19 protein-coding genes are annotated in these 24,530 nt (G+C 46.1%); 11 read left to right on the forward strand and 8 right to left on the reverse strand.

Features of this window, described 5'->3' with window-relative positions:
- Nucleotides 1-45: 45 nt before the first annotated feature.
- Nucleotides 46-345: a YebG family protein gene (locus tag J4N40_RS03790; RefSeq protein WP_005380208.1), complete on the reverse strand. Its 300-nt coding sequence runs from the start codon at nt 343-345 to the stop codon at nt 46-48.
- A 128-nt stretch (nt 346-473) separates the two neighbouring features.
- Complete coding sequence (locus J4N40_RS03795) at nt 474-1,400, reverse strand: LysR substrate-binding domain-containing protein (protein ID WP_203493869.1); 927 nt, start codon at nt 1,398-1,400, stop codon at nt 474-476.
- Nucleotides 1,401-1,509: 109 nt separating this feature from the next.
- Here J4N40_RS03795 and J4N40_RS03800 point away from each other — a divergent pair, with 109 nt between their 5' ends.
- Nucleotides 1,510-2,484 carry a TDT family transporter gene (locus J4N40_RS03800; RefSeq protein ID WP_017636010.1) on the forward strand — a complete coding sequence of 325 codons (975 nt, stop codon included), beginning with the start codon at nt 1,510-1,512 and terminating at the stop codon, nt 2,482-2,484.
- Nucleotides 2,485-2,559: 75 nt separating this feature from the next.
- Here J4N40_RS03800 and J4N40_RS03805 read toward each other — a convergent pair whose 3' ends face one another.
- Nucleotides 2,560-4,383 carry a DUF3413 domain-containing protein gene (locus J4N40_RS03805; protein ID WP_250654376.1) on the reverse strand — a complete coding sequence of 608 codons (1,824 nt, stop codon included), beginning with the start codon at nt 4,381-4,383 and terminating at the stop codon, nt 2,560-2,562.
- 252 nt (nt 4,384-4,635) lie between these two features.
- Here J4N40_RS03805 and recC point away from each other — a divergent pair, with 252 nt between their 5' ends.
- The 5 genes from recC to J4N40_RS03830 all read left to right on the forward strand — a co-directional run bounded on the left by recC (nt 4,636) and on the right by J4N40_RS03830 (nt 15,204).
- Nucleotides 4,636-8,127: an exodeoxyribonuclease V subunit gamma gene (gene recC / locus J4N40_RS03810; RefSeq protein ID WP_115386264.1), complete on the forward strand. Its 3,492-nt coding sequence runs from the start codon at nt 4,636-4,638 to the stop codon at nt 8,125-8,127.
- Between the two features lie 326 nt (nt 8,128-8,453).
- The gene (gene recB, locus J4N40_RS03815; protein WP_171345855.1) at nt 8,454-12,128 is read left to right on the forward strand and encodes an exodeoxyribonuclease V subunit beta; all 3,675 of its coding nucleotides are present in this window, start codon (nt 8,454-8,456) and stop codon (nt 12,126-12,128) included.
- The gene (recD, locus tag J4N40_RS03820; RefSeq protein ID WP_115386262.1) at nt 12,128-14,275 is read left to right on the forward strand and encodes an exodeoxyribonuclease V subunit alpha; all 2,148 of its coding nucleotides are present in this window, start codon (nt 12,128-12,130) and stop codon (nt 14,273-14,275) included. Before recB ends, recD begins: the two co-directional genes overlap by 1 nt.
- A 156-nt stretch (nt 14,276-14,431) precedes the next feature.
- The gene (locus tag J4N40_RS03825) at nt 14,432-14,806 is read left to right on the forward strand and encodes a hypothetical protein (RefSeq protein ID WP_020841197.1); all 375 of its coding nucleotides are present in this window, start codon (nt 14,432-14,434) and stop codon (nt 14,804-14,806) included.
- Nucleotides 14,807-14,832: 26 nt separating this feature from the next.
- Nucleotides 14,833-15,204, forward strand: coding sequence for a hypothetical protein (locus J4N40_RS03830; protein WP_031780957.1), 372 nt, complete (start codon nt 14,833-14,835; stop codon nt 15,202-15,204).
- Nucleotides 15,205-15,252: 48 nt separating this feature from the next.
- Here the strand turns inward: J4N40_RS03830 and J4N40_RS03835 are convergent, their stop codons facing one another.
- Together J4N40_RS03835 and argA are read right to left on the reverse strand one after the other, a co-directional pair.
- Nucleotides 15,253-15,441 (reverse strand): hypothetical protein, encoded by a 189-nt coding sequence (locus J4N40_RS03835; RefSeq protein ID WP_005380230.1) that lies wholly within the window; start codon nt 15,439-15,441, stop codon nt 15,253-15,255.
- 417 nt (nt 15,442-15,858) lie between these two features.
- Nucleotides 15,859-17,196 (reverse strand): amino-acid N-acetyltransferase, encoded by a 1,338-nt coding sequence (gene argA, locus J4N40_RS03840; RefSeq protein WP_012841478.1) that lies wholly within the window; start codon nt 17,194-17,196, stop codon nt 15,859-15,861.
- A gap of 162 nt (nt 17,197-17,358) precedes the next feature.
- Between argA and J4N40_RS03845 the strand changes: the two genes are divergently transcribed.
- The 5 genes from J4N40_RS03845 (at nt 17,359) to J4N40_RS03865 (ending at nt 21,778) form a co-directional block, all read left to right on the forward strand.
- Nucleotides 17,359-17,814, forward strand: coding sequence for a DUF2850 domain-containing protein (locus J4N40_RS03845; protein WP_250654377.1), 456 nt, complete (start codon nt 17,359-17,361; stop codon nt 17,812-17,814).
- 273 nt (nt 17,815-18,087) lie between these two features.
- Nucleotides 18,088-19,191: a murein transglycosylase A gene (gene mltA / locus J4N40_RS03850; RefSeq protein WP_005391723.1), complete on the forward strand. Its 1,104-nt coding sequence runs from the start codon at nt 18,088-18,090 to the stop codon at nt 19,189-19,191.
- Nucleotides 19,192-19,290: 99 nt separating this feature from the next.
- Nucleotides 19,291-20,100, forward strand: coding sequence for a tRNA cyclic N6-threonylcarbamoyladenosine(37) synthase TcdA (gene tcdA / locus J4N40_RS03855; RefSeq protein ID WP_005380241.1), 810 nt, complete (start codon nt 19,291-19,293; stop codon nt 20,098-20,100).
- 19 nt (nt 20,101-20,119) lie between these two features.
- Nucleotides 20,120-20,548 (forward strand): cysteine desulfurase sulfur acceptor subunit CsdE, encoded by a 429-nt coding sequence (csdE, locus tag J4N40_RS03860; protein WP_005380244.1) that lies wholly within the window; start codon nt 20,120-20,122, stop codon nt 20,546-20,548.
- Nucleotides 20,549-20,857: 309 nt separating this feature from the next.
- On the forward strand, nt 20,858-21,778 hold the full coding sequence (locus tag J4N40_RS03865) for a GGDEF domain-containing protein (protein WP_025768228.1): 921 nt from the start codon (nt 20,858-20,860) through the stop codon (nt 21,776-21,778).
- Nucleotides 21,779-21,811: 33 nt separating this feature from the next.
- Here the strand turns inward: J4N40_RS03865 and csdA are convergent, their stop codons facing one another.
- Genes csdA through panE form a run of 3 tightly spaced genes read right to left on the reverse strand, consistent with a single transcriptional unit; the run spans nt 21,812 to nt 24,509 of the window.
- Nucleotides 21,812-23,023, reverse strand: coding sequence for a cysteine desulfurase CsdA (gene csdA / locus J4N40_RS03870; RefSeq protein WP_017636018.1), 1,212 nt, complete (start codon nt 23,021-23,023; stop codon nt 21,812-21,814).
- Nucleotides 23,023-23,622, reverse strand: a complete 600-nt coding sequence (locus tag J4N40_RS03875) for a DJ-1 family glyoxalase III (protein ID WP_006742560.1) — start codon at nt 23,620-23,622, stop codon at nt 23,023-23,025. The genes csdA and J4N40_RS03875 overlap by 1 nt, the downstream gene beginning before the upstream one ends.
- Nucleotides 23,619-24,509: a 2-dehydropantoate 2-reductase gene (gene panE, locus J4N40_RS03880; protein WP_171343210.1), complete on the reverse strand. Its 891-nt coding sequence runs from the start codon at nt 24,507-24,509 to the stop codon at nt 23,619-23,621. Before panE ends, J4N40_RS03875 begins: the two co-directional genes overlap by 4 nt.
- Nucleotides 24,510-24,530 lie beyond the last annotated feature (21 nt).

A 24,530-nucleotide genomic window follows, 5' to 3' on the forward strand; every position in this document is an offset into this window, starting at 1 on the left:
AAAAACGCCGCATAATGCGACGTTTTTTCTAAACAAATGAGAGGCTTATGCAGCGTCTTCTTGTTCGCTATCTTCTTCAACAGCTTCAAGCTTCTTTGCTTTTTTTGGTGCAGGTTTACGTTTTGCACCCAGAGCGTAAAGCACTTCTTCTTTGTTTTGCGCAAGGAACATTGCAAGATCTTCTTGCTTACCTTCGTCTTCTAGAAGTTCACTTTTACCCAGCAGTGAGAATAACTCGTCTGCCATATCCAGCATTTTGTCGTATGCGTCAGCTTCCGCTTTAGAGGTAAAAGTCATTTTCTCTTCTCCATTGCGTTCTACCACGTACTTGACGATTACAGCCATGGTTGGTCCCCTAATTTGGTGTATTGATACTGGCTTTTTATACAGTTTTTGACCAATCAAGTCTAGCGACAAGCCTCAGAATGAGAGACACGTACAACTAACTGACTAGCATTTAAACTATCTTGGTTTCACTTTGCGGATTTATTCCCCAAAGGAAGGTTTGTTGGTCGCTCCCAATCTTGGCAAAATTCGATAAACGTTCTGAGCAATGGGCTTTGATATTTCTCTTTATGAACCAGTAACCAGAAGCGGCGCTTCATATCTAAAGGCATGTCGAGCAGTTTTACGCGGCCGTCACGAATAGCAGGTTCTGCAGACAAACGTGACAAGCAGCCCAAGCCTAACCCTGCCGATACTGAGTTGATCAACGCTTCGGTGGTATTGAGCTGAAAAGCTTCATGCCAATGTTCCAAGCGCGGCGCGACAACGCGCATAAAAAATTCGCGTGAACCGGACCCTGCCTCTCGCAATATCCATTCACTGTTTTCTAGCTCGGTTAAGTTTACTGGCCCTTCGTGCGCGGCTGGGTAATCGGGCGCGCAAATCACGCACATTTCATCTTCGCTAAACTGGGTAGACTGCAATTCAGGGTGAAGTGTTTTGCCCTCAATGAGGGCTATGTCTAACTCGTAATCGGTCAGCATGTCGCAGATTTGTGCGGAGTTAGAAATGAACAGGCTTTGAGAACGATGGTTCGTTTGCTGACGAAATTCGCTAAGCAAATAGGGCGCGACTTGGTTGCCAATGGTGTCGCTGGCACCAATGCGAAGTTGGCCCGATAGCGCTTGGTCACCATCGAAAATGCTCTCGATGTCTTTGGCTCGGTTGAGTAACTCATCCGCCAGTGGTAGCAGTTTTTGACCTTCTTGGTTCAAAATCAGTCGGTTATTAACACGATCAAACAAGTGATGGCCGATCTGTTTTTCTAATTCTGAGAGTGCCATGCTCACTGCGGCTTTCGATAAAAAGAGACTATCAGAAGCTGCTGTGAGCGTTTTGTGCTGCGTGATCGTCGTAAACACTTTCAGTTGTTTAAGAGAAATGTGACTTGCCATACTCCACCGTTAAGTAATTCTGAACGTTTGTTTTAAATAATTAGATATATCGGAACGAAGTGCAAGCGTATTATACGTCCCATCAAGAGTGAGTCTGGTTGAGGTCTTCATGATTCAAAGAACAAAAGCAAAAGTAATGGGAGCGCCAACTCCAATGGCGGGTTTGGCTCTTGGTATTGCAAGCTTGGGCTGGAGTTGGGAAAACTTCGCCGAATTACATGGCTACGGACAGTGGATTAGTGCGGGTATCGCGAGCATATTGTTGGCTATATTGGCAACCAAGTTTTTGCTACATAATCATCTATTGAGACAAGATCTTGCTCATCCGGTTGTGGGCAGCGTGGTTCCGACATTTGCGATGGGCACTATGGTGGTATCGAACTCTCTCGGCCATTTTTACCCATTAGCTGGCGATGCGCTTTGGCTGATTGCGGTGGTTTTGCACATCGTATTCTTGGTGAGCTTTGTTTACCATCGCGCCAAAGATTTTGAATTGCACCACATGGTTCCTAGTTGGTTTGTACCGCCTGTGGGTATCATCGTTGCGGATGTGTCTTTCTCTGGCAACCCGATGCTAGCACCAGTGGCACAAGGTGCATTGATGTTTGGTATGGTGGCGTACGCGATCATGTTGCCGATGATGATTTACCGTTTCATGTTCACCCATGAAATTCCGGATGCAGCGAAACCAACAATGGCAATCATGGCAGCGCCAGCAAGTCTATCATTGGCAGGGTACTTAACGGTCACTGCGACACCATCACCAGTGATCATCGCTATGCTATTTGGTATCGCGGTATTGATGACAGCCATCATATATCTCGCGTTCTTTAAATTGCTTAGACTGCCATTCAGCCCTGGCTATGCAGCGTTTACCTTCCCGATGGTGATCGGTGCGACGGCGCTGTTTAAAATGGCGAATTGGATGGAGTTGCAAGGATTGGCTGCGCACTATGTTCAACAAGTGCGAGGCTTAGCTGGCCTTGAGTTGATTGTGGCAACATTTGTTGTCTCTTATGTGGCCTTACAATACATCAACAACTTGTTGATTCAGCCACGCTTGATGCACGCTCATCACGCTTAAATAGCAGATAGGAAAAAGCCTCTTGGTCTTACAACCAAGAGGCTTTTTTATTTCAATCGGCGTCGATGTTGGACGCTAGCCTTTTTTGTAAAATCGCGACATCTCATCCAGAGAATGACGAATAATATCGACAGGAACTTTCTGTTCTTTCTCGACTTTTAACTGGCGATTCAGTTGCTGAGAGTGCCCGCCAGGGTTGACCACAAGCATCAGTTCTTTGCCGACCAATGCATAGTTGTAGTAGCTGCCTGCAATATACCAATCGCGAGAGGCAGAGCTATCAAACAAGTTATGACCAACGCTGTATGAACTCGTTGTGCCTTGAACGTCAAACAGCGTATTCATCATGGTTGGCACGACGTCAAAATGGGTCGTGCGGTAATCAACTTGCTCTGGCTGACGATTTGGCATGTACACGTAAAGAGGCACATGCACTTGAACGTCACTGTAATTACCCGTGTGGCCCCAATAGTTCATCTTATGGTCATTAAACTCTTCACCATGATCTGATGAAATCACCACAATGGTGTTGTCTAAGTCGACGTTTTTCAGCACATCACCAATCAAGCTGTCGATGTAGTACAACGAGTTCTTGTATCGATTGTGGTAAAGCGAAGCGTCAAAATCGTTGTTGAGCAAAATGTGGTCAACGCGTTCCCAGTATGGTTTGAATTTCGCAAATTCAGGTTCAGGAAACACCGTGCCGTGGGCGGCATCGTAGAACAGAAAACCAAAGTACGGCTTGTCGCTGTCCTGCTTTTGGAACTCGATGAACTTGTCTGTTATCTGCTGATCGCGCTCGACAGCTGTTTCCCCAGTTTGTTTCAGGGTCAAGTCCGACACTTTTTTGAATACCGTGCGAGAAAGTGGCGGGCTGGTGAGCGGTGCTGAGCCAAAAATGCCCATGCGGTAGCCTTCTGCTTGCAGCGTATCCATAAACACAGGAGAGCGTTGACTTGCGTAAAAGCTTTCCCAGTAGGTCGCTGGCAAGCTGTAAAACAGGCTGAAAATACCCGCTTGAGTTGAGTTGCCGCCGCTCATATGTTGTGTGAAATTCACCGTTTTTTCGGCGAACTTGCTGACATTTGGCATGACTTCCGGCGTCGCATCACTGTAGCGCCACGCGTCAACCAAGATAAACAAAACATTGGGCTGTTTCTCTTTGCTTTGCACTTGAATCGGCGCAAGCGGGTAGTTGAGTGAGCTACGTTCAATGTTGGTTAACTCTACGCGGTTCTTCGATGCAATGTTCTCATCCACTAGGTCGTGTTTGTAAATAAATTTACGAGCCGTCAGCGGGTAGTAAAGTGGCCAGTTATTCGAAAACTGACTGACTTCATCGTCGTAAAGTGCGTTTTTGTACGCATGAATCATCTGCGTGCTAAGCAATACAGCAAACCAGACGCTGATCAAAACGAACTTAGCTCGGCTTTGTGCCAGTTGATTACTTACCCAAACGGTACAAGCGAGCCCGATCACCAGAACGGCAATTTCACTGATGAAGATTAGCCAACTCATCCACGAAATATCGAAGACATCATCACCACCTTCGAAAAACATACGGATTAATAGAGCGTTGATGTGAAGTTTGTATTGCTGAAAAACGAGGATATCGACTTTAAACATAATCAATAGACAGATCGCGATAGCGATCACGATGCCTTTGAATGCTCGAGTCGGTAGAAAAGAGAGCAATAAACTCAACAACATAAATGGAAGAGCGATCAAGCCCAGCCAGCCATATTGAGTCGAAACCAAATAGTAACCTTGCAACAAGGTTAGTGGTTCATTCTGATTGTTAGACAACACAAAAGGATAACAAGCGATCGACAGGTACACTGTAAAGCAAGCAAAAAAAGCAATCAGCCAAGCGCTGTTGGAAGACAGTTTGCGAAACATACTTTTTATATATTTATAAATTATAGGTAGCAAGAGTATAAAACAGTGTTTTTTATTATGGAATAGTTGCGACGAATGTCACATTTTGTATGGAAGTGTCAGACTTGATTGACATGTGAAAATTCAGAAGATTCATACTCTATTTGAGTGATATATAACCTTTTGTTTTTTCCGAACGCGAGATCACTGCGGGTTTAAATGGGGCTGTGCTAAGCTAGCTAACAGTTTCAATCGGCGCTCGGTATTCCCAATTTGTTTACTGTTTATCACTCCAACCAAGTTGACGTTCTTAAATCACTCCTTGTCGAACTGATTCGAATCAGTCCGCTGGAAAACCCGTTCGAAAAAGAACAAATTCTGGTTCAAAGTCCGGGCATGTCCCAGTGGCTAAAAATGGAATTGGCCAAAGAGTTTGGTGTTGCCGCGAACATTGATTTTCCGCTTCCAGCTACCTTCATTTGGGAAATGTTTACGCAGGTGTTGCCAGACGTGCCAAAACGCAGTGCGTTTAACAAAGAAGCGATGACTTGGAAGTTGATGCATCTGCTGCCGGGGCTTCTCAACCAAGACGTGTTTTCGCCGTTAGCGCAGTACCTCAAAGATGACAGTGATCACTCTAAGCTGTATCAACTGGCTGAGAAAATTGCCGATATTTTCGATGGTTACTTGGTGTATCGTCCGGAGTGGATCGCAAGTTGGGAAGCAGGGCAGAGTGTGCCAGAGCTGGAAGATGAGCATCCGTGGCAGCCGATCTTATGGCAAGCGTTGTATGATCACACTGTGTCATTAGGACAGTCTCCATATCACCGTGCCAACCTTTATGAGCACTTTATCGACACGTTAGAGAGTTTTAACGGCAATTTTGACCATTTACCCAAGCGTTTGTTTGTTTTTGGCATTTCTTCGTTGCCGCCTCGCTATATGGATGCGCTAAAAGCAATTGGTGAACACATCGACGTGCATCTGATGTTCACCAACCCGTGTCGTTATTACTGGGGTGAAGTTCGAGATCGCAAATATCTGGCTCGTTTGGCGGCGAAACATCGTCAGCACGTTGTGTGGCAGGACGATCACTCGGAAGTGCAAGGTGAAACTGAGCAACTGAAAGGATCACTGGAAGATAATGTGATCGATGAGCTGCACACCGATGTGGTCGGAAACAGTCTGTTGGCATCCATGGGTAAACTCGGGCGCGACAATATGTATCTGTTGTCTCAGCTGGAATCTCATGAAATCGAAGCCTTTGTTGATGTTGAGCGCGACAGTCTGCTCCATCAATTGCAAGCGGATATTCTCAATCTTGAAGAACATCAAGATGATCAACAGATTGAAAACAGTCATCACAAACAAGTGGTTAGCTTGGGTGATAAATCACTGAGCCTACACGCTTGTCACAGCCCGATGCGCGAAGTGGAAGTGCTGCATGATCAACTGTTGGCGATGTTCGATGCTGACCCAACGTTAAAACCGCGCGATATTATCGTGATGGTCGCGGACATCAACGCTTACAGCCCTGCGATTCAGGCGGTCTTTGGTAACGCGCCGGGTGAGCGTTTTATTCCCTATTCGATTTCTGACCGAACCGCCGATCAAGAGAGCCCAATTCTGGCCGCATTTATGCAGTTGGTGAACTTACCCAATACGCGCTGTTTGGCATCAGAACTACTCGAACTTCTGGAAACTCCGGCGATATTAAAGCGTTTTGAACTCAGCGAAGATGATTTTTTACAAGCCAAACAATGGGTTGAGGAATCGGGGATTCGCTGGGGATTGGATGCCAATACCGGACGCGAATTTGAACTGCCGGAAACCCGTCAAAACACATGGCAATTTGGTATTCAACGCATGTTGCTTGGCTACGCGATGCCAGAATCCGCAGGTTTGTTTGAAACCGAGCAAGGCAGTTTGTCTCCGTACAACGAAGTGCAAGGCATGGGCGCAGAGCTGGCGGGCAAGTTGGCACACTTTATCCAACAAATTAGCACTTATCGAAGCAAACTTTCTCATGTTCAGACTATTGATGGTTGGCGAGAGACTTTGGTTTCACTGCTGGATGACTTCTTCTCAGTTGAGTTAGAAGGCGAAATGGCGCTCAAATCCATTCGCGATACGCTCAGCCAACTCAAAGAGCAATTAGCTGATGCCGCATTTGATGATGCGTTATCTCCGTCGATCATCAGCCAATACCTTCAAAACAAATTATCTGGCACACGAGTCAGCCAGCGCTTCCTTGCTGGTCAAGTGAACTTTTGTACCCTGATGCCGATGCGCTCTATTCCGTTTAGAACCGTTTGTCTACTGGGGATGAATGACGGCGTGTACCCACGCTCCATGCCGCCAGAAGGCTTTGACTTGATGACAGGAAGAACCAAACCGGGCGACCGTTCGCGCCGAGATGATGACCGTTATCTATTCCTCGAAGCGATGTTGTCTGCACAGCAAACGCTCTACATCAGTTATGTTGGCCGTTCAATCCAAGACAATACCGAGCGAGTGCCTTCGGTTCTGGTTTCTGAGCTGATGGAATACTGCCACCAAAACTATTGTTTAAGTGGTGATGAAGCGTTGCCTGTTGATGAGTCTGGCGACAACTTATTAAATGCGTTGGTGAATACCCACGCCATGGTGCCGTTTAGCCCAAGTGCGTTCCAAGGCATGCACGCCAGCTACGCGAAAGAGTGGATTCCAGCGGCATTGACTCAAAGCAGTCAATCGCAAGGCTATGTCCGTCGTGATTTTAATCGGGCATTAGACGACTATCTGTTGGGAGCGACGTTCCCGCTTGAGCTCGACTTAGTCGAGTTGCAACGTTTCTGGCGTTTACCAGTGCAGTATTTTTTCAATCGTCGTTTAAAAGTAATCTTTGAACCGCCGCTACCGGTGATGGAAGACGACGAACCCTTTGTTTTAGGTGGTTTGGAAAGCTATCAAATGCGTGATGAGCTGTTAGAAATCTTGCTTGAAACGACATTGATGCAGCCAGAGAAAAAAACAGAGGTGCTTAAACACTTTATGAGTCAACAGCGCGCGCAAGGCAAACTGCCGGTGGGGGCGTTTGGTGATATCGAATTTGAAACCAACCGAGTTCAGGCGGAAGAGCTGGTGGATAAACTGGCGTTTTTATCTGGTGCGCCTCAAGACGATTTGGAAATCGACCTGACGTTTGATTCCTTGTTTGAGCGAAATGAAGGCGAAGAGAAAAACGTTCGCCTAACAGGTTGGCTAACTCAATGCTACCAATCCGGTTTGATTCGCTATCGAAGCGGTAAGATTCGCTCGCAGGATTACGTTGCTGCGTGGATCGATCACCTTGCCATGTCGGCGTCGGGTCATGCTAAGAAAACCCACATCATTGGTTACGATCGTAAAGAAGGCGCGCTGCATTTGATCTACCCAGAAATTGCCGATGCTCAGTATGCCAAACAGCTACTGACTGAATTAGTTCGCTTATTCTTCGAAGGCATGACTAAGCCTTTGCCTTATTTCCCGAAAACGGCGTTGGCTTGTGTTGAAGCGGGCTTTAGTCGCGGTCAGTGGGTAGATGACGAAGAGAAATCTTTGAAGAAAATGGCTGACGCATTCAATGATGGCTTCATGAGCCCGGGCGAAGGCAATAATGCGTACATCTCTCGAATTTGGCCTGCTTGGAATGATGAGTTGGCCTCAGAAGTTCGTTTGCTGACAGCATTAGTTTTGCAAGGTGCGCGCTTAGCGGTTCAAGACGCTGATGACGTAAAAGCGTAATAAAGACAGTTGGATAAAGAGAAGGAAGAGTAGGGTGGCCGCCAGAAAATCATTATTTTTTGTAGGGCGTTCGCTGTACGGCCACAAGGTCAGAGGGACCATGATACTTTTGTTTAATTCATTTGAGTTGTGCCGCCAAAAGGTTTGGCTTATCTCGTGGGGCGCATACTAACGGTACGTCTTATGGATAACCGTGAGAAAGATCTCACAAAGCTCTAAATTATCCAACTTGTTAAACATATTAATAGAATTTTTAACTATAGATCACATTTATTAGGTGATACGTCCTAGTAAATAATCCGGAGAGATTCAGCGTTATGGATCAAATGTCAGGTGCAGAGTGTCCTCTACATACATTAGACCGCACAGAGCAACCTCAACCAACGCCACTAGAACCGATGACGTTTCCTCTGCATGGTGCGAGGTTAATCGAGGCATCAGCAGGTACAGGTAAAACCTTCACTATTGCAGGTTTATATCTGCGCCTTTTGCTTCGTCACGGCAGCGCGGAAACTCGACATCGCGTACCGCTTACGGTCGACCAAATTCTGGTTGTAACCTTTACCGAAGCGGCAACTGTGGAATTGCGCGATCGTATCAGGGCAAGAATCCATGATGCGCGAATCGCGTTTGCGCGTGGACAGAGTTCCGACCCGGTGATCCAACCTTTGCTTAATGAGTTTGACGATCACAAGCAAGCCGCAGAAATTTTATTGCAGGCAGAGCGTCAGATGGACGAGGCGGCGGTCTACACCATTCACGGTTTTTGCCAACGTATGCTAACGCAAAATGCGTTTGAATCTGGCAGCCGATTTAATAACGAGTTTGTGACCGATGAAAGTCACCTAAAAGCGCAAGTTGTAGCCGATTACTGGCGCCGCAATTTCTACCCGTTGCCATTTACCTTGGCTGGGGAAATTCGCCAGCTATGGAGCTCTCCATCTGCGTTGTTGTCTGACATCAGCAATTACTTAACCGGTGCGCCGTTAATCCTTTCTGTTCCTGCAATGAAAGGCAGTTTGGCTGATCTTCATACTGAAAATCTGAAAAAAATTGATGAATTAAAAGCACAGTGGCGAGAAAGCCAAGATGACTTCTTCACGCTGATTTCAGATTCAGATATTAACAAACGCAGCTACACCAAAAAGTCTCTGCCGACGTGGTTGGAGGCGGTGAATGCTTGGGCGGCAACGGAAACCACAGGTTACGATTATCCAGACAAGCTGGAGAAATTCGCGCAAAACGTCTTGTTGGAAAAAACACCGAAAGGCAGTGCGCCGCAGCATGCGGTATTTGAAGCCATTGAAACATTTCTTGCCAATCCAATCAGCTTAAAAGCGCCACTGCTTGCTCATGCGGTTGAGCATTGTCGTGTGATGCTGGCCAACGCGAAAAATCAAAAACAGTGGCTCTCTTTCGATGATTTGCTGACGCAACTTTCTGCTTCTATCGATACGGACGAAAGCGAGCTTTTAGCGGCGCGTATTCGTACTTTGTATCCTGTCGCAATGATTGACGAGTTCCAAGATACCGACCCGCTTCAATACAGTATTTTCAGCCGTATTTATCTGAACAACCCGGAATGTGGTTTGTTTATGATCGGGGACCCCAAGCAGGCGATTTATGGCTTTCGTGGCGCAGACATTTTCACTTATATCAAAGCGCGTAACCAAGTAAGTGCCCACTACACGTTAGGAACCAACTGGCGTTCTAGCGCAGATATGGTGCAGGCGGTAAACCAAGTATTTGCTTTACCAGACAGTCCATTTATCTATGATTCGGACATCCCGTTCTTACCCGTTAAGTACAGTCCTAATGCCGAAAAACGCATTTGGACTATGGGTGGCCAAAAGCAACCGGCGCTGACTTATTGGTTGCAAGAAGCGGACGATAAACCGCTACCAAAAGGCGAGTATTTGACTCGAATGGCAGAGGCGACCGCAAGCCAAATCCAAACCATTTTGACGCAGGCTCAACAGGGGCAAGCGTGTCTGGTGAATGGCGAAAAACAGAAAGCGGTTCAAGCGGGCGATATCGCAGTGTTGGTTCGAACAGGTAGTGAAGGTCGAATGATCAAACAAGCGTTGGCTGATCAAGGCATTGCCAGCGTGTACCTGTCTAACCGAGACAGTGTGTTTACCAGTTCGGTGGCGCAGGATCTACAGCGTCTGCTGCAAGCGGTGCTGACGCCAGAAAATGACCGTGCGCTGCGTGCAAGTCTTGCTTCTGAGCTGTTTGCCCTCGACGCAGCAAGTTTGGATGCACTTAATAACGATGAAATTGTGTGGGAAAACGCCGTAAACGAATTCAAAGAATATCGCAAACTTTGGGTTCAACGTGGTGTGCTGCCGATGTTGCGCGCGGTGATCAGCAAACGCCATATTGCCGAGCGATTACTAGAAGAAGGTGCGAGTTCACAGGGTGAGAATGGTGAGCGAGTACTTACCGATTTAATGCACATCGGTGAACTGCTTCAACAAGCCAGTAATGAACTGGATAGCGACCACGGTCTGCTGCGTTGGCTCGCTCAGTCTATCAGTGATGCGGAAAACGGTTTGGGTGGCAGTGATGACCAAATCCAACGTTTAGAATCGGAACGTAACTTAGTGCAGATCGTAACTATTCACAAATCAAAAGGCTTGGAGTATGAGCTCGTATTTCTGCCGTTTGTGTTCAGCTATCGAGAAGCCAGCGAAGCCAAATATTACGATGCAGCCAATGACCGCACGGTACTGGATATCACAGGCAACGATGCGTCCATGAAGCAAGCGGATAAAGAGCGTTTGGCGGAAGACTTACGCTTGATATACGTGGCACTAACGCGAGCTGTGTATGCGTGTTTTATTGGAGCCTCACCTTTGCGCAATGGCCGTTCGACCAAAGAGCCAACTGGCGTACACCGCAGTGCGATTGGCTATTTGATTCAGAATGGTCAAGAAGGTGGCATCAACGATTTGCACCAAGGTTTAACAAAGCAACAAGACGAGCTTGATTGTGTCGTTGTGGCCGATCCGCCGCAGCAACTCGAAGACAAGTACGTAGCGCCACAAGAAGAAATACAAGATCTTAGCGCGAAAGAGCTGCAAAACCCTATCGACAGAAACTGGCGCATCACCAGTTATTCTGGCTTGGTCAAGCAAGGCTCTCATCACGCCGAGCATGATGCCACGATTGAGATTACGGGTTTTGATATCGACTCATCTGAAGAACAAGACGAAGCGGATTTACTGGAGCCAGAGCGTTCTATTTTTACCTTCCCTCGTGGTGCGCGTCCGGGTACGTTCCTGCACAGCCTGTTTGAGGAAATTGAATTTACTCAGCTAGCCACGACGGAAGAGAATACACAAATCATCCTTGGCTTGATGGAAAGCGAACAGCTCGATGAAGAGTGGTTGCCCATTTTACAGCAACTGATTGATACCGTACTCGCTACGCCGTTGGATGGTAAGTCTTTGCTGCTGAATCAAAAAGCACCGTCGCAACGTTTGGTGGAGATGGAATTTTTGTTGCCGATTGAAGTGTTGTCTGCACCAGCGTTAAACCGAGTCATTCAACGTCACGATCCGTTGTCGGCGAAAGCGGGGGATTTAGGTTTCCAAACCGTGCAAGGCATGCTCAAAGGTTTTATCGACTTGGTGTTTGAACATCAAGGTAAATACTACGTGCTTGACTGGAAATCGAATCATCTTGGCGACGATGTGACGCACTACCATGGTGAGGCTCTGAAATCGGCGATGGCTGATCACCGCTACGATTTGCAGTACCAGATTTATGCGTTAGCACTGCATCGTTTCCTACGCAGCCGATTGGCGAATTATCAATACGAGCAGCACTTCGGTGGTGTGTATTACTTGTTCTTACGCGGCATGGATGGGCAGAGTGACCACGGCATTTTTGCTGCGAAACCAACCTTAGACTTCTTACAAGAGATGGATCGTTTGATTGATGGTCAAGTACTTGAAACGCGCTCAACTCAAGCCGGGCAGATGGAGCTACTTTAATGACGACAAATCACAATCTTCATTCTGACCAAGATAGCCTATTGGCAGTGTTGGAACGCTTGGCGCACAAAGGTGCTATTCGTCAGCTCGACTACCAATTCGCCTGTTTTATTGATTCTCAAACGCATGATGAACAGTCGGACAGTCAAGCATTGGCGTTTATCGCGGGTGTTGTCAGTAGTGAGCTCGGCAAAGGACATATCTGTCTGCCTCTGTTCGATGCACAAGGGCAATCTACGGATTTGGCTAGTAAGTTAGGGCTGTTTGGTGAGTCGGCATTGGCGCTTAATACTCAGCTTCAAGGTATAGACTGGATTCAAGTATTACAAAATTCCACCGTGGTCGGCGCGCAAGGAGAAGCCTTGCCGCTGATGTTCGATGGCGAGCGTCTGTATCTGCACCGCTATTGGCATTATGAAGTGACACTGGCGGAAAAGCTTAATCAGTTGGGCGCCGCAGTTAACTTGCAACCACAAGAGTTTGCGCGATTATCCGAGTTGCTCAACCATCTATTTGCGCGCCAATACCATTTTCTGTTTAACGCGTTAGGCAAAGCAGTAGAAGTGGGAAGCAGCAACCAAGTGTTGCGCCAGCAATTGGTGTGTGACCACCTTGACGTGGTCGCAAGCGAATCGCTGGATTGGCCCGCGATTGATGCCGTGCTTAGCAATGCGCGCAAGGTTCAGGAGTTGCAAGCACTGGATGAAATCGTGCCACTCTCGGCTTGCGTGAACTGGCAAAAAGTCGCGGCGGCGGTTGCGTTAACTCGTCGATTTGCTGTGATTTCTGGTGGCCCAGGTACGGGTAAAACGACGACGGTAACCAAATTGCTTGCCGCTTTGATTGAACAGGCGACGCACGAGAAAAATCTAACCATCAAGCTGGTGGCCCCGACGGGGAAAGCGGCGGCGCGATTAACCGAGTCCATTGGTAAAGCAGTGCAAGAACTGCCAGTTTCTCCGGAGCTAAAAGCTAAAATTCCGACTGAATCGAGTACCTTACATAGGTTGCTGGGCGCGATTCCTAATAGCGCAGAATTTCGTCACAACAAGCAAAATCCACTGCATTTGGATATTTTGGTTATCGACGAAGCGTCGATGGTCGATTTACCAATGATGTACAAAGTGGTCGATGCCTTACCGAAACATGCGCGGCTGATTTTGTTAGGTGATAAAGACCAACTTGCCTCAGTTGAAGCAGGGGCAGTGTTGGGTGATATCTGTTCGTTCCATGCATTGGGTTATGGCAAAGAGCAGGCGTCAGCCATCGCAAAACTGACGGGTTTCGATATTTTAGCCCATACGGGGAACAGTGCCTCCAGCATTGCCGATAGCTTATGTATGCTGCAAAAGAGCTACCGATTTGACGCTCGCTCAGGCATTGGTCAGTTGGCAAAAGCGGTTAACTCAGGTTCTGCTGCGAGCGTAGATAACGTCTTGGCGCGTGACTTTTCCGATATCGAACATTTCGCACTAAGTAGTCAACATTACAATCAAATGATGCAGACGTTGGTGCAGGAATACGGTCGTTACCTCAAACGCATTGGACAACAGGAAACTGATCCTAAAACCGGAGAGCCAGAGTCGCTAACGCACAAAGCCAAAGCGGTGTTAGATACCTTCAACCAATGCCGACTGCTGTGCGCGATCCGTGAAGGTGACTTCGGTGTGGCTGGGTTAAACCAACGCATCGAGAAAGCGCTCGCGGCGCGCAAGTTCATTCAGGTTCAGGATGAAATTTGGTATCACGGCAGACCCGTCATGGTTACGCGTAATGATCACGGTTTAGGTTTGTATAACGGTGATATTGGTATTTGCATGCGAGATGACAGTGAAGAAGAACCGCGTTTGAAAGTCTTTTTCGAGTTACCTGACGGCAGTGTGAAATCGGTCTTGCCAAGCCGAGTACCTGAACATGAAACGGCTTACGCCATGACTATCCATAAATCGCAAGGCAGTGAATTTGATTACACCATGATGATTTTACCACCAGACTTTAGTCCGATATTAACCCGTGAGTTGATTTACACAGGCATTACCCGCGCGAAAAAGCGTTTAGCTCTTTATGCCGAGCTCAATGTTCTGAAGCGAGGCATTAAGGTGAAAACGACTCGTGCGAGTGGATTAGTACAGCGGCTTACGAATTAGTTTTTACTTGTGATTGTGACATTTTCGAAGATGATTCTTTGTGGCGGGTCTTATATCCGCCATTTCGTTTTCATGAAAAATGGATTGCTATTGAGTAAGGTTCTTCCTTAAAGGTATATTTCTCCTTTCTCATTCGCATATAAAAGGCAACTGAATATGACTTTGCTCGACTCGTCCTTTCTAACCTTCTTTATCGCCGGAGGAGTAGCGTTTTTATGGTTCGTTATTATCGGAGCAATTTTTATATTTTTTATACCGCCAAAGGTGAAGCGGTTTGCTTTTAATCCGAAACATTATTCAGAAGTAGAGTTAGCTTTAGTCTCGGGTTTTCACTTTGGTGCTTTAGTACATGGTGTAGGCTTAGTAGCGGCGGTCGCTTTACCAACTTTAGCGAGGAGAAGGGGCTTTGCTGATATTCATCAAGTTTGCTCCGGTCTATTCATCGGACTTTGCCGTATTTATATAAGCGTTTTATTGCTGCTAGCTATGATCACTTTAGCCTCAATGGTGGTTTGGATGTCTATTACTTGAGAGCTGGAATAGAAGGTCGGTGAAGTTTGCAGTTATTAGAAGTTTCTTTTATTACATTTTTTGTTGCAGGTGCTTTGTTAGTTTTTTGGTACCTGATAGTAGGTATTTTGCTTATTGTTATCACGCCGCAAAAAGTAAAGCACTATGCGTATACTAGTGAGCACTATACAGATATTGAGCTTGCTTTAGTTTCTGGATTTCACTTTGGGGCCTTAATACATGGATTAGCTCTTGTTGCCGCAGTTGCATTTCCTAAGTTGGCCAAAAAAAGAAAGCTAACAGATATTCGTAGAGTTTGCCCAAAGTGGTTCATAAGTATTGGGCTAGTGTACTGGACTATTTTAATCTTTATCGTAGTCACTATTTTTGCATCTTTGTTAGCTATGATTTTGTTTTGAATTGATTACGTACGTAAAAGAAGACCGAGCTTATGGCTCGGTCTTCTTTTATGCATGTTTTGCAAACGCATTGGTAAAAGACACGCTGCGTATTTTGTATTGCTGTTGATAAGCAAGAATAAAATCTCGGATAGCGTCATTTACGGGGAAAACACAGTGGACGTCTAGGCCTTCTAAAAACTGATTGTCAGCCATATCCCAGAAGCTTTGAAGCGAATTACAAATGATTGTTCTCATAACAGTGCTCGTCTCGGCTTATTTAAAGTCAGATTAACAACTGTCCTTGGTGTGCAATACGGAGCTAACTAGTTTTTCAATTGCCCAGTATTTTAGGGTGAAGGCTACATTACATCACCTAGATCCATTCGTATTGGTTAAAAACCAATCACTAGCGAGCAGAGTATAGCCAACCAAATGTATATTTAAAAGATAAAATTGGAACAAAAATCAAGCAATGGTTTGCGCATATCTAAGTTGGGTTTACATGATGACCCGCTAGTCCGGAGTAGGGGTTATGTGTGGCCTTACTCCTAAACAAACTCGTTCCTAAACAAGCTCGATGTGCAGGGTTGAGCGTTAATGAACTAAATCCTGCCCTTTGAGGTTAGTTGGTATAGTGGAACGTTAAGTTTCGCTCCCTGATTTAAGGTTAAGCTATAAATCTAACGCTAAGATTTTGGACTTACGCTGGAAGTTATATAACCCTTGTTTGGCTCCAGGCAAATAGTCGACACTGACTTCGTAAAAACCTTGCTCTCTAAACCAATGCAAACTGTGTGTCGTGAGGACAAAAATCTGATCAATGGTTTCGGATTTAGAACGATGTTTCATGTAGTTGAGCAGTAACAAACCTCGGTTTCCATCACGATAGTCAGGGTGAATCGCTACGCAAGCCATCTCAGCTTTACGCTCTTCTGGGTATGGGTAAAGGGCAGCACAGCCAATAATCAAGCCGTCTTTTTCGATGATGGTAAATTTTCCAATCTCTTGCTCTAGCTGCTCTCGAGAGCGCCTAACCAGTACACCTTGTTCTTCTAACGGGCGAATGAGGTCTAAGATACCGCCAATATCGTCAATATTAGCTTGCCTCACTTGTTCAGCACTCGCCATAACAACTTGGGTTCCGATGCCGTCGAAAGAGAACAACTCCTGAATTAAGGCGCCATCTACTTTATAACTGATCAAGTGGCTACGAGGTACTCCGGCACGGCAAGCGGCAATAGAGCCTTTAAGAAAGCGCAGTGTTCCTGTGTTGTAATCTAGATCAGGAGACGTATTTTCAGAGAGCGTTTTGATGACATGCTCCGCCTCAATTGGCAGTAATTCGGCGACAGCATTGCCGTTGTCATCAATGACACCTTGTTCGGAGCAAAAACCAATCAGCTTATCCGCACCCAGCTTTATCGCCAGTTGTGTCGCGACTTCCTCAGAAAGTAAGTTAAAACACTCGCCAGTCACAGAGCTAGCAATGGGGCCAAGTAGCACAATAGAGCCTTGGTCGAGCGTGCGATTAATCGCGTCGGTGTCAATGCGGCGAATGCGTCCACTATGGCAATAGTCCACACCATCATCAACGCCGAGTGGCTGAGCAATGATGTAGTTTCCGCTAACGACATTGAGCTGGGTGCCTGCCATCGGGGTGTTGTTGAGGCTCATTGATAGGCGCGCAGTAATCGCAAGTTGAAGTTGTCCGGCAGCTTGCATAACAACAGATAAAGCCGATTCATCCGTAATGCGGATATTTTTGTGGTAAGGCGTAGTGAGGTCTTGTTTTTCTAGCAGCTGATTAATTTGAGGACGTGCACCATACACCACCACGACTTTGATTCCGAGGCTGTGCATGAGTGCGATATCATTAATAATATTGCCAAAATTTTTGTGTGCGACGGCTTCTCCGCCCAGCATGATCACCATGGTTTTTCCGCGGTGAGCATTGACATAAGGTGTTGATTGACGGAATCCTTTTACGAGAGCAGTACTACGAATTTTCACTACAGCCATTCCCTTGTTTAATTATGTTAAAATAATGCCTTTTTATTCACTTGGTGGCAAGGTGAAATTTTGGAATAAAGCACAAACATATTGAGGTAGGTTCTTGGTCCCGTTAAAAGGGAAGGTTACAATGGGTGCGTCTTTCCTCAATACGTGAACCTCATGTCTTCTGCTGTTAATAAGAATGCTGCGATCACTGCTTCAAATCTGTCAAAAACGTCATCTAAATCAATGCTTCGTAAGTGGCTAGAGCGTTCTCTCATGCTTATAGCGATAGTTGGAACCGTTGTCGTGTGCATGCTGTATAGTGATTTGATTACTCGAACCATTAATCCGCCCATTCCCAAATCGACAATTTATGGTCGCTGGGTTGAGCAAGATGTTGCGCCTTATGCTCGTGAAGAATTTGTGTTGAGTGAGCGCGGTGTTACCGTAAATGGTTCTACAGTGGCGACCAGTTTTGAATTCGATGGGGATTCGTTTTCGTATCGAGTGGGTTCAAATGAGCGGCACTTCAATTTTGTTGGTAAGCAGCATGCAGAAATGAAGCTGAATGCCAATGCACATTATCTACCTGTATTCCGTTTAGAGGGGCGTGCAAGGATTGCGGTAAGATAGTCGTTTTTATCTTTGTCTGTTAAGCAGAGATCTCTTGCGTCTGTGAGTCACATGGATGATCACAATTTCATCTCTCAATCAGTAAATCTTACTTTCAAACATAATCCGGACAATTCCGTAATTCTTCCGCTGCTATCATGTTGCATTAACTGAATGAATTCACAACGAGTAAACGGATTGGCTTAGCGTTGAAACATTTTGTCGTTGCTTTTCAATTGCACCGTATGCATTTGTTTGCCATTCTTTTGCTATTCTCTTTTACGGAAAAGACACGTGTTAAAAAAACTCCTTCCTATTATCTCTTTGAGCCTACTCTTTGGCTGTGCTCAACAAAATGATCGTGCTCAGCAATATCTTGATGGTGAGTTTCCTCAGATCCTCAATCAAGTGGATGTGGTTGAGTCTAACAAACCACGCGATTTTACTGAATTTAACAAGCAAGCTGAGCAAGTGGTGATAAAGTCACCATCCATGGCGAAGATATACCAACCGCTATATCAACGATTAAGTGAGTGGGCGCAACAGAGCGGAGATACCAGTGCGTTGAGTGCGTTTGGCATTCAAGCCGCGCAATTGGGTGGTGGTGATAAAAAAGGTAATGTGCTGTTTACCGGATACTTTTCTCCCGTGATGGAACTGCGTCATACACCAAACGACATTTTTAAGTACCCAGTTTATGGCAAGCCAAACTGCTCATCAGATTGTCCGACTCGCGCGGAGATCTACAACGGGGCATTAGATGGCCAAGGTTTAGTGCTAGGTTATGCACCTAACCGTATTGACCCGTTTATGATGGAAGTGCAGGGCAGTGGCTATGTGCATTTTGAAGATGATGATACGTTGGAGTATTTCGCGTACGCAGGGAAAAATAATAAAGCTTACGTTAGTATTGGCCGCATTTTGATTGAACGTGGTGAAGTGCCGCGTGAAAAAATGTCTCTCAAAGCGATTAAAGAATGGGTAATGGACAACGACGACGCAACAGTACGCGAGTTGTTGGAGCAAAACCCTTCTTACGTCTTCTTTGCGCCAAAAGCGGAAGCGCCAGTAACGGGATCGGCTGGTATTCCTTTGTTGCCAATGGCCGCGGTCGCGGGTGACCGTTCTATCTTACCAATGGGGACTCCAATCTTGGCGGAAGTGCCACTGCTGAATGCCGATGGTACGTGGAGTGGTGCGCATCAACTGCGAATGCTGATCGTTTTAGACACTGGTGGTGCTGTAAAACAGAACCATTTGGATCTGTATCATGGCATTGGTGCGAGAGCAGGAACGGAAGCAGGGCACTACAAGCATTTTGGTCGAGTTTGGAAACTTGGGCTGGAAAACTCACCAACTCAAGCGCCTTGGGCTTTACCGCCAGAAAAGCTACAATAGCGACCCAAGAAAGAGGAACTCTCTCTTATCTAGACATTTCATCAAAGAGTGCGTATAAATCGCACTCTTTGTTTTTCTATCGATCATCTGGACTTCAATATGCGTGAACTCGATACCCCAGCATCTGACAGCTACAATCAACGCTTTGGCGGCACTCGTCGTCTTTATGGCAACAGTGAAGTAGACATTCTTCGCGCTGCACACGTTTGTGTGATTGGTATTGGTGGCGTAGGTTCATGGGCGGTGGAAGCGCTGGCTCGTACGGGGATCGGTGAGTTGACTCTGATTGATATGGACGATGTTTGTGTCACGAATATTAACCGCCAAATTCATGCGATGACGGGCACCGTTGGCCAAAGCAAAATTGAAGTTATGGCCGAGCGTGTCAAATTGATCAACCCAGAGTGTAAAGTCAATCTGATTGATGATTTCATCACGCCAGACAATCAACATGAGTACTTAAGCAAAGAGTTTGATTACGTGCTAGATGCGATTGACAGCGTAAAAGCGAAGGCGTCTTTGTTGGCGTATTGCCGCAGCAACAAGATCAAAGTGATCACCACGGGGGGCGCTGGTGGTCAGGTTGACCCCACGCAGATCATGGTCGCTGATTTAACGAAAACGATCCAAGATCCTCTAGCGAAGAAAATCAAAGACACCTTGCGTCGTCATCATAACTTCCCTAAGAATCCGGCTCGTAAGTTTGGTATTGATTGCGTGTTTTCAACCGAGCAGCTGAAGTATCCTCAAGCAGACGGTTCAGTGTGTGGTGTGAAGTCGACAGCGGAAGGCCCAAAACGTATGGATTGTGCTAGCGGTTTTGGTGCGGCGACTGTTGTAACTGCAACGTTTGGCTTTGTCGCGGTATCGCGAATCGTTGAGAAGTTGATTTCAAAATATAAGAAGTAAACTAGAAGAAGAGCGCATCATGACAGATTTTCCCGTTTCTCCATTTGGTACAGATATCACCAGCGAAGACATTGTAGCGACTATGCAGCAATTTCAAGGCTGGGAAGATCGTTACCGTCAGGTTATTCAGTGGGGTAAAAAGCTGCCACAAATGCCAGAAGAGCTGAAATCAGAACAAGTTACCGTTTCGGGTTGTGAAAGCTTGGTGTGGTTAGTGAGCAAAGAGCAAGATGGCGTTTGGCATTTTTGTGCGGACTCCGATGCGCGTATCGTCCGTGGATTGATTGCCTTGGTAATGGCTGCTTATGACGGTAAAACGGCCGATCAAATTCAAGCATTTGATATTGATGCTTATTTTGATCAGCTGGGGCTTGTCTCCCATTTAAGCCCGTCACGTGGTAATGGCTTGAAAGCTATTGTAGAGCAGATTAAGCAAATCGCCGTGTAACGAGTCATTTTCCCAACTCTTAAAAAACGCCGAATAGCCTAACTGTTTGGCGTTTTTTGTATCTGAGTTGAGATATTTTTTGCATATGGATAAAAAGTATGCAAATGGTCGACTATTTTAGCGTTAATTAACCATTCTATTGATCCTGGTTCATTATATTGCCCACTTGGTTTTTATAAACTCAATTGTATTTAAAATTTGTCTATATTAGATAATAGACATATGCCCCATCCGCTCCTATTCCCCAATGTGGAAACACACTTGGAAGCGATTGGGTTACTTAGATACAAATGCTAGGAACCTCCCTATATGCAATTCACCTTGGAACATGCGCAAGACGTGTTATCCGGAATGCCAGACCCCACTTTTATTCTGAGTGAAGATGGTATCTATATTGATGTTTTTGGAGGAACAGATAAAAAAGCCTATCACGATGGAAGTAATTTGATAGGTAAGACACTTCACGGTGTACTTGAAAAAGATAAAGCCGACTGGTTTATCGAGCAGATCAGTCGATCACTGAAACAAGACAGTATTGTGACGATCGAGTACAAGATGTGCGCCGACAGCATTCAGGGAATAGATGCCAACAGTGGACCAAGAGGCGACCTATACTACGAAGGCAAGATCTGCCCACTCGCTATAAAATACCGGGGTCGTCGCGTTGTCCTTATTCTTACACGCAACATCTCCAATCGCCACCGAGTTGAAACCCTTCTTCGCCATCAAAGCCAAATTGATGCTCTTACCAACATCTACAATCGACGTGTTTTTTTCGAAAAGCTCACAGAAGAAGTTATTAAATCCCAAGCTCCAGATTATCACTCCGCGTTGTTATTGTTTGATTTGGACTTTTTTAAAGTCATCAATGATAAACGTGGTCATGATGCGGGGGATTATGTCTTAGAGACCTTAGCTGATTTGGTTTCTCACTTACTCGTCAAAGACGAAATTTTTGCAAGAGTCGGAGGGGAGGAGTTTGCGATTATTTTGCCAGAAACTTCTCTGTCGGCGGCGAAAGAGGTAGGAGAGGAAGTACGTTCCCACATTCAAAATTGTCAGTTCGAATTTGAAAAGATTGAAATTCCGGTCACGGTGAGTGTAGGCGTGGTGGAAATAGGCAGAAATGAAACCACCAAACGTTTGTATGCGCATGCAGATAAAGCGCTTTATGCTGCGAAAAGAAATGGCAGAAATTGCGTGGCGACTCTGGATAGGCAGATGGAGTAACCTTGTTGGTTACTCCAAATCAAACCGTTGGCGTTATAGCATGTCGACGGCTTTTTCTACGGCGGCGATGAGTCTTTCCACATCGCTCGTCGTGTTATAAATACCAAAAGAGACGCGTACCGTGCCTTTCACATTTAGCGCATCCATCAATGGGTGAGCGCAGTGGTGTCCTGCTCGTACCGCAATGCCTTGTTGATCGAGCAGCGTCGCAATATCTTGGTGATGAACGCCGTCCATTACGAAGGTCAGTACAGAGGCATTCGGTTGATAGCCTAGAATATGGATGTCATCCAAAGCGCTTAGTGCTTGGTAGGCCTTATCCTGAAGCGCATGGAGATGAGTCTCTACTTCGTGATGGTCAAAACCTTGGTACCACTCAATGGCTTTCGCTAGAGCAATCGCGCCCGCAACGTTTGGTGTGCCCGCTTCAAATTTTCCAGGAAGTGCAGAAAACGTCGTTTTTTCGAAAGAAACGCGTTCAACCATTTTACCGCCGCCGTGCCATGGTGGCATGGCTTCCAAAAGTTCAAGCTTGCCGTATAAAACCCCAATGCCTGCTGGTGCATAAAGTTTGTGACCTGAGAAAACGTAGAAATCGATATCTGATGCCGATAAATCAAGTTGCTCATGTACGATGCCTTGCGCGCCATCAACTACAATAACCGCGCCAACGTTGTGCGCCAGTTCAGTGATTTTTTCTATAGGTTGGCGTGTGCCTGTTACGTTGGTTATTTGCGCGCAAGCAACAATTTTACAGCGGTCAGACAGAAGCGCCTCAAATGCACTGATGTCGAACTGGCAATCTGATGTCATCGGAACTTTAATGACTTTAGCACCCGTTTGCTCTGCCACGATTTGCCAGGGCACGATGTTGGCGTGGTGCTCCATCTCGCTAATCAAGATCTCATCACCTGGTTGTAACGTGCTACGGGCGTAGGTTTGAGCAATTAAGTTCAGTGCTTCGGTTGCGCCCCGTGTCCAAATGATCTCTTTAGAGCTGTTTGCACCAATAAAGTTTGCCACTCGTTCTCGTGCCGCTTCAAATTGGCTGGTGGCATTAGCCGTTAAACTATGACTACCACGGTGAACATTGGCATTTTGCGCACTGTAGTAATGACTGATGACATCAATCACACATTGCGGTTTTTGCGTTGTCGCTGCGCTATCTAGATACACTAAGGGCGTATCGTTGACGGATTGATTTAGAGCGGGAAATTGCTCACGTACAGCATTTACGTCAAACATTATTCTTCACCAAGCTTATGGTAATGCAGAGTAGGCAGAGGGATCATTGGTTCAGCAACTGACCATGCGTGTTTTTTACCTGAGAGTTGAATGATTACTTCCATTGCGAACTCTAAAGCAGTGCCCGGACCTTGACTGGTGATCAGGTTGTGGTTGATATCAAAGGTCACGCGTTTGCTGCGCCACTTCTCTTCCGGGATATGTGACTGAAAGCTCGGGTGACAGGTCATCAGTGATTGTGGGAAAAGATCATGGTGTTGCAATACCAACGCCGGTGCTGCGCAGATAGCTGCGACCAATTTTCCCTCGTAGATGTGCTGCTTAAGGATTTCTATCATCACCGTACTATCACGAAAAATTTCTGCACCACCAACACCACCAGAAAGCGCTATGGCGTCAAACTCATCATCAGCGATATCGACCAGTTTACAATCGGCTGTTAGTGTGACTCCGCGAGAAGCTTTCATCGTCAATGAGCCATCAAAAGCAGCACTCGCTACCGTAACGTCATAACCCGCGCGAACCATCATGTCGATAACGGTGACGGCTTCCATTTCTTCGGTGCCCGGAGCGATTGGCACTAAGATTTTCTTACTCATTGTTCTGTCCAGCTTTGTTCTATTTGTTTGATGCGTTGGTAAAGTTTTAAATTCTCAGGCGTATTGATGCGATGTTTCTCGGCAGCCTTTAACAGGTATCCGGTTATAAAATCAATTTCCGTTCGACGCTGATGGAATACGTCTTGTCTCATTGAAGAATAGTTCTCAGCTGTGGCGTTCACCACTTGCATTACCGTATCGAAAAGAGAGCGAAACTCGATAGCAATACCTTCTTTACTCATTACTTCAACCAGTTCTTGAGTGATGCTTTCGAGTTGTATCTTAAACTCGGGCTGCGCAAGCTCACCATTCTTACACTGCTGAATCGCAGTCAGTGGGTTAATCGCGCAGTTAATTGCTAACTTAGTCCATAACGCAGATTGGATGTGTGGATTCCAAATGACCTCTGGAAGGGCATTATGCATAACATCTTGCAGAAAAGTGCACTGCATTCCTTTGTCATTATAACCACCCGCTTGCGTTGTTCCGTGACCGGTATGCAATACGTGTTGGTTATCTGGTTTGTATGCGCCGTGCGTCGTTGTTGCGAGCACTATCGGATTGTTTGGCACAACCTTCTCCACGGCAGAGGCAGTACCCATACCATTGTGCATCAGCATGATAATCGTGTCTGTATTGATATGAGGGAGCAAAGGCTGAATGGCGTCTTCCACTTGCCAAGCTTTTACCGTGATCAAAATGAGATCCGCTTGATTTACGGAGGAAATATCTTGATTACTGAATACGATTGCGGGAGTGTCATCCAACTGAAGTGATTGTTGGCTTTCAGAACTTCTTCCCCACAATGAAACATTGTGCCCGGCAAGCTTAAATTTTGTTGCCCAGAGTGAGCCCACCGCACCTGGACCGAGGATAAGGATATTCACCAAACGCTCTCATTAAAAAGG

This window comes from Vibrio sp. SCSIO 43097, from assembly GCF_023650755.1.
Taxonomy (GTDB): domain Bacteria; phylum Pseudomonadota; class Gammaproteobacteria; order Enterobacterales; family Vibrionaceae; genus Vibrio; species Vibrio alginolyticus.

What these genes read in the sequence shown, in the direction of transcription:
- J4N40_RS03790 (WP_005380208.1), bottom strand. Translation starts at nt 345, where the DNA reads ATGGCTGTAATCGTCAAGTACGTGGTAGAACGCAATGGAGAAGAGAAA.
- J4N40_RS03795 (WP_203493869.1), bottom strand. Translation starts at nt 1,400, where the DNA reads ATGGCAAGTCACATTTCTCTTAAACAACTGAAAGTGTTTACGACGATC.
- J4N40_RS03800 (WP_017636010.1), top strand. Translation starts at nt 1,510, where the DNA reads ATGATTCAAAGAACAAAAGCAAAAGTAATGGGAGCGCCAACTCCAATG.
- J4N40_RS03805 (WP_250654376.1), bottom strand. Translation starts at nt 4,383, where the DNA reads ATGTTTCGCAAACTGTCTTCCAACAGCGCTTGGCTGATTGCTTTTTTT.
- recB (WP_171345855.1), top strand. Translation starts at nt 8,454, where the DNA reads ATGTCAGGTGCAGAGTGTCCTCTACATACATTAGACCGCACAGAGCAA.
- recD (WP_115386262.1), top strand. Translation starts at nt 12,128, where the DNA reads ATGACGACAAATCACAATCTTCATTCTGACCAAGATAGCCTATTGGCA.
- J4N40_RS03825 (WP_020841197.1), top strand. Translation starts at nt 14,432, where the DNA reads ATGACTTTGCTCGACTCGTCCTTTCTAACCTTCTTTATCGCCGGAGGA.
- J4N40_RS03835 (WP_005380230.1), bottom strand. Translation starts at nt 15,441, where the DNA reads ATGAGAACAATCATTTGTAATTCGCTTCAAAGCTTCTGGGATATGGCT.
- J4N40_RS03845 (WP_250654377.1), top strand. Translation starts at nt 17,359, where the DNA reads ATGTCTTCTGCTGTTAATAAGAATGCTGCGATCACTGCTTCAAATCTG.
- tcdA (WP_005380241.1), top strand. Translation starts at nt 19,291, where the DNA reads ATGCGTGAACTCGATACCCCAGCATCTGACAGCTACAATCAACGCTTT.
- csdE (WP_005380244.1), top strand. Translation starts at nt 20,120, where the DNA reads ATGACAGATTTTCCCGTTTCTCCATTTGGTACAGATATCACCAGCGAA.
- J4N40_RS03865 (WP_025768228.1), top strand. Translation starts at nt 20,858, where the DNA reads ATGCAATTCACCTTGGAACATGCGCAAGACGTGTTATCCGGAATGCCA.
- csdA (WP_017636018.1), bottom strand. Translation starts at nt 23,023, where the DNA reads ATGTTTGACGTAAATGCTGTACGTGAGCAATTTCCCGCTCTAAATCAA.
- J4N40_RS03875 (WP_006742560.1), bottom strand. Translation starts at nt 23,622, where the DNA reads ATGAGTAAGAAAATCTTAGTGCCAATCGCTCCGGGCACCGAAGAAATG.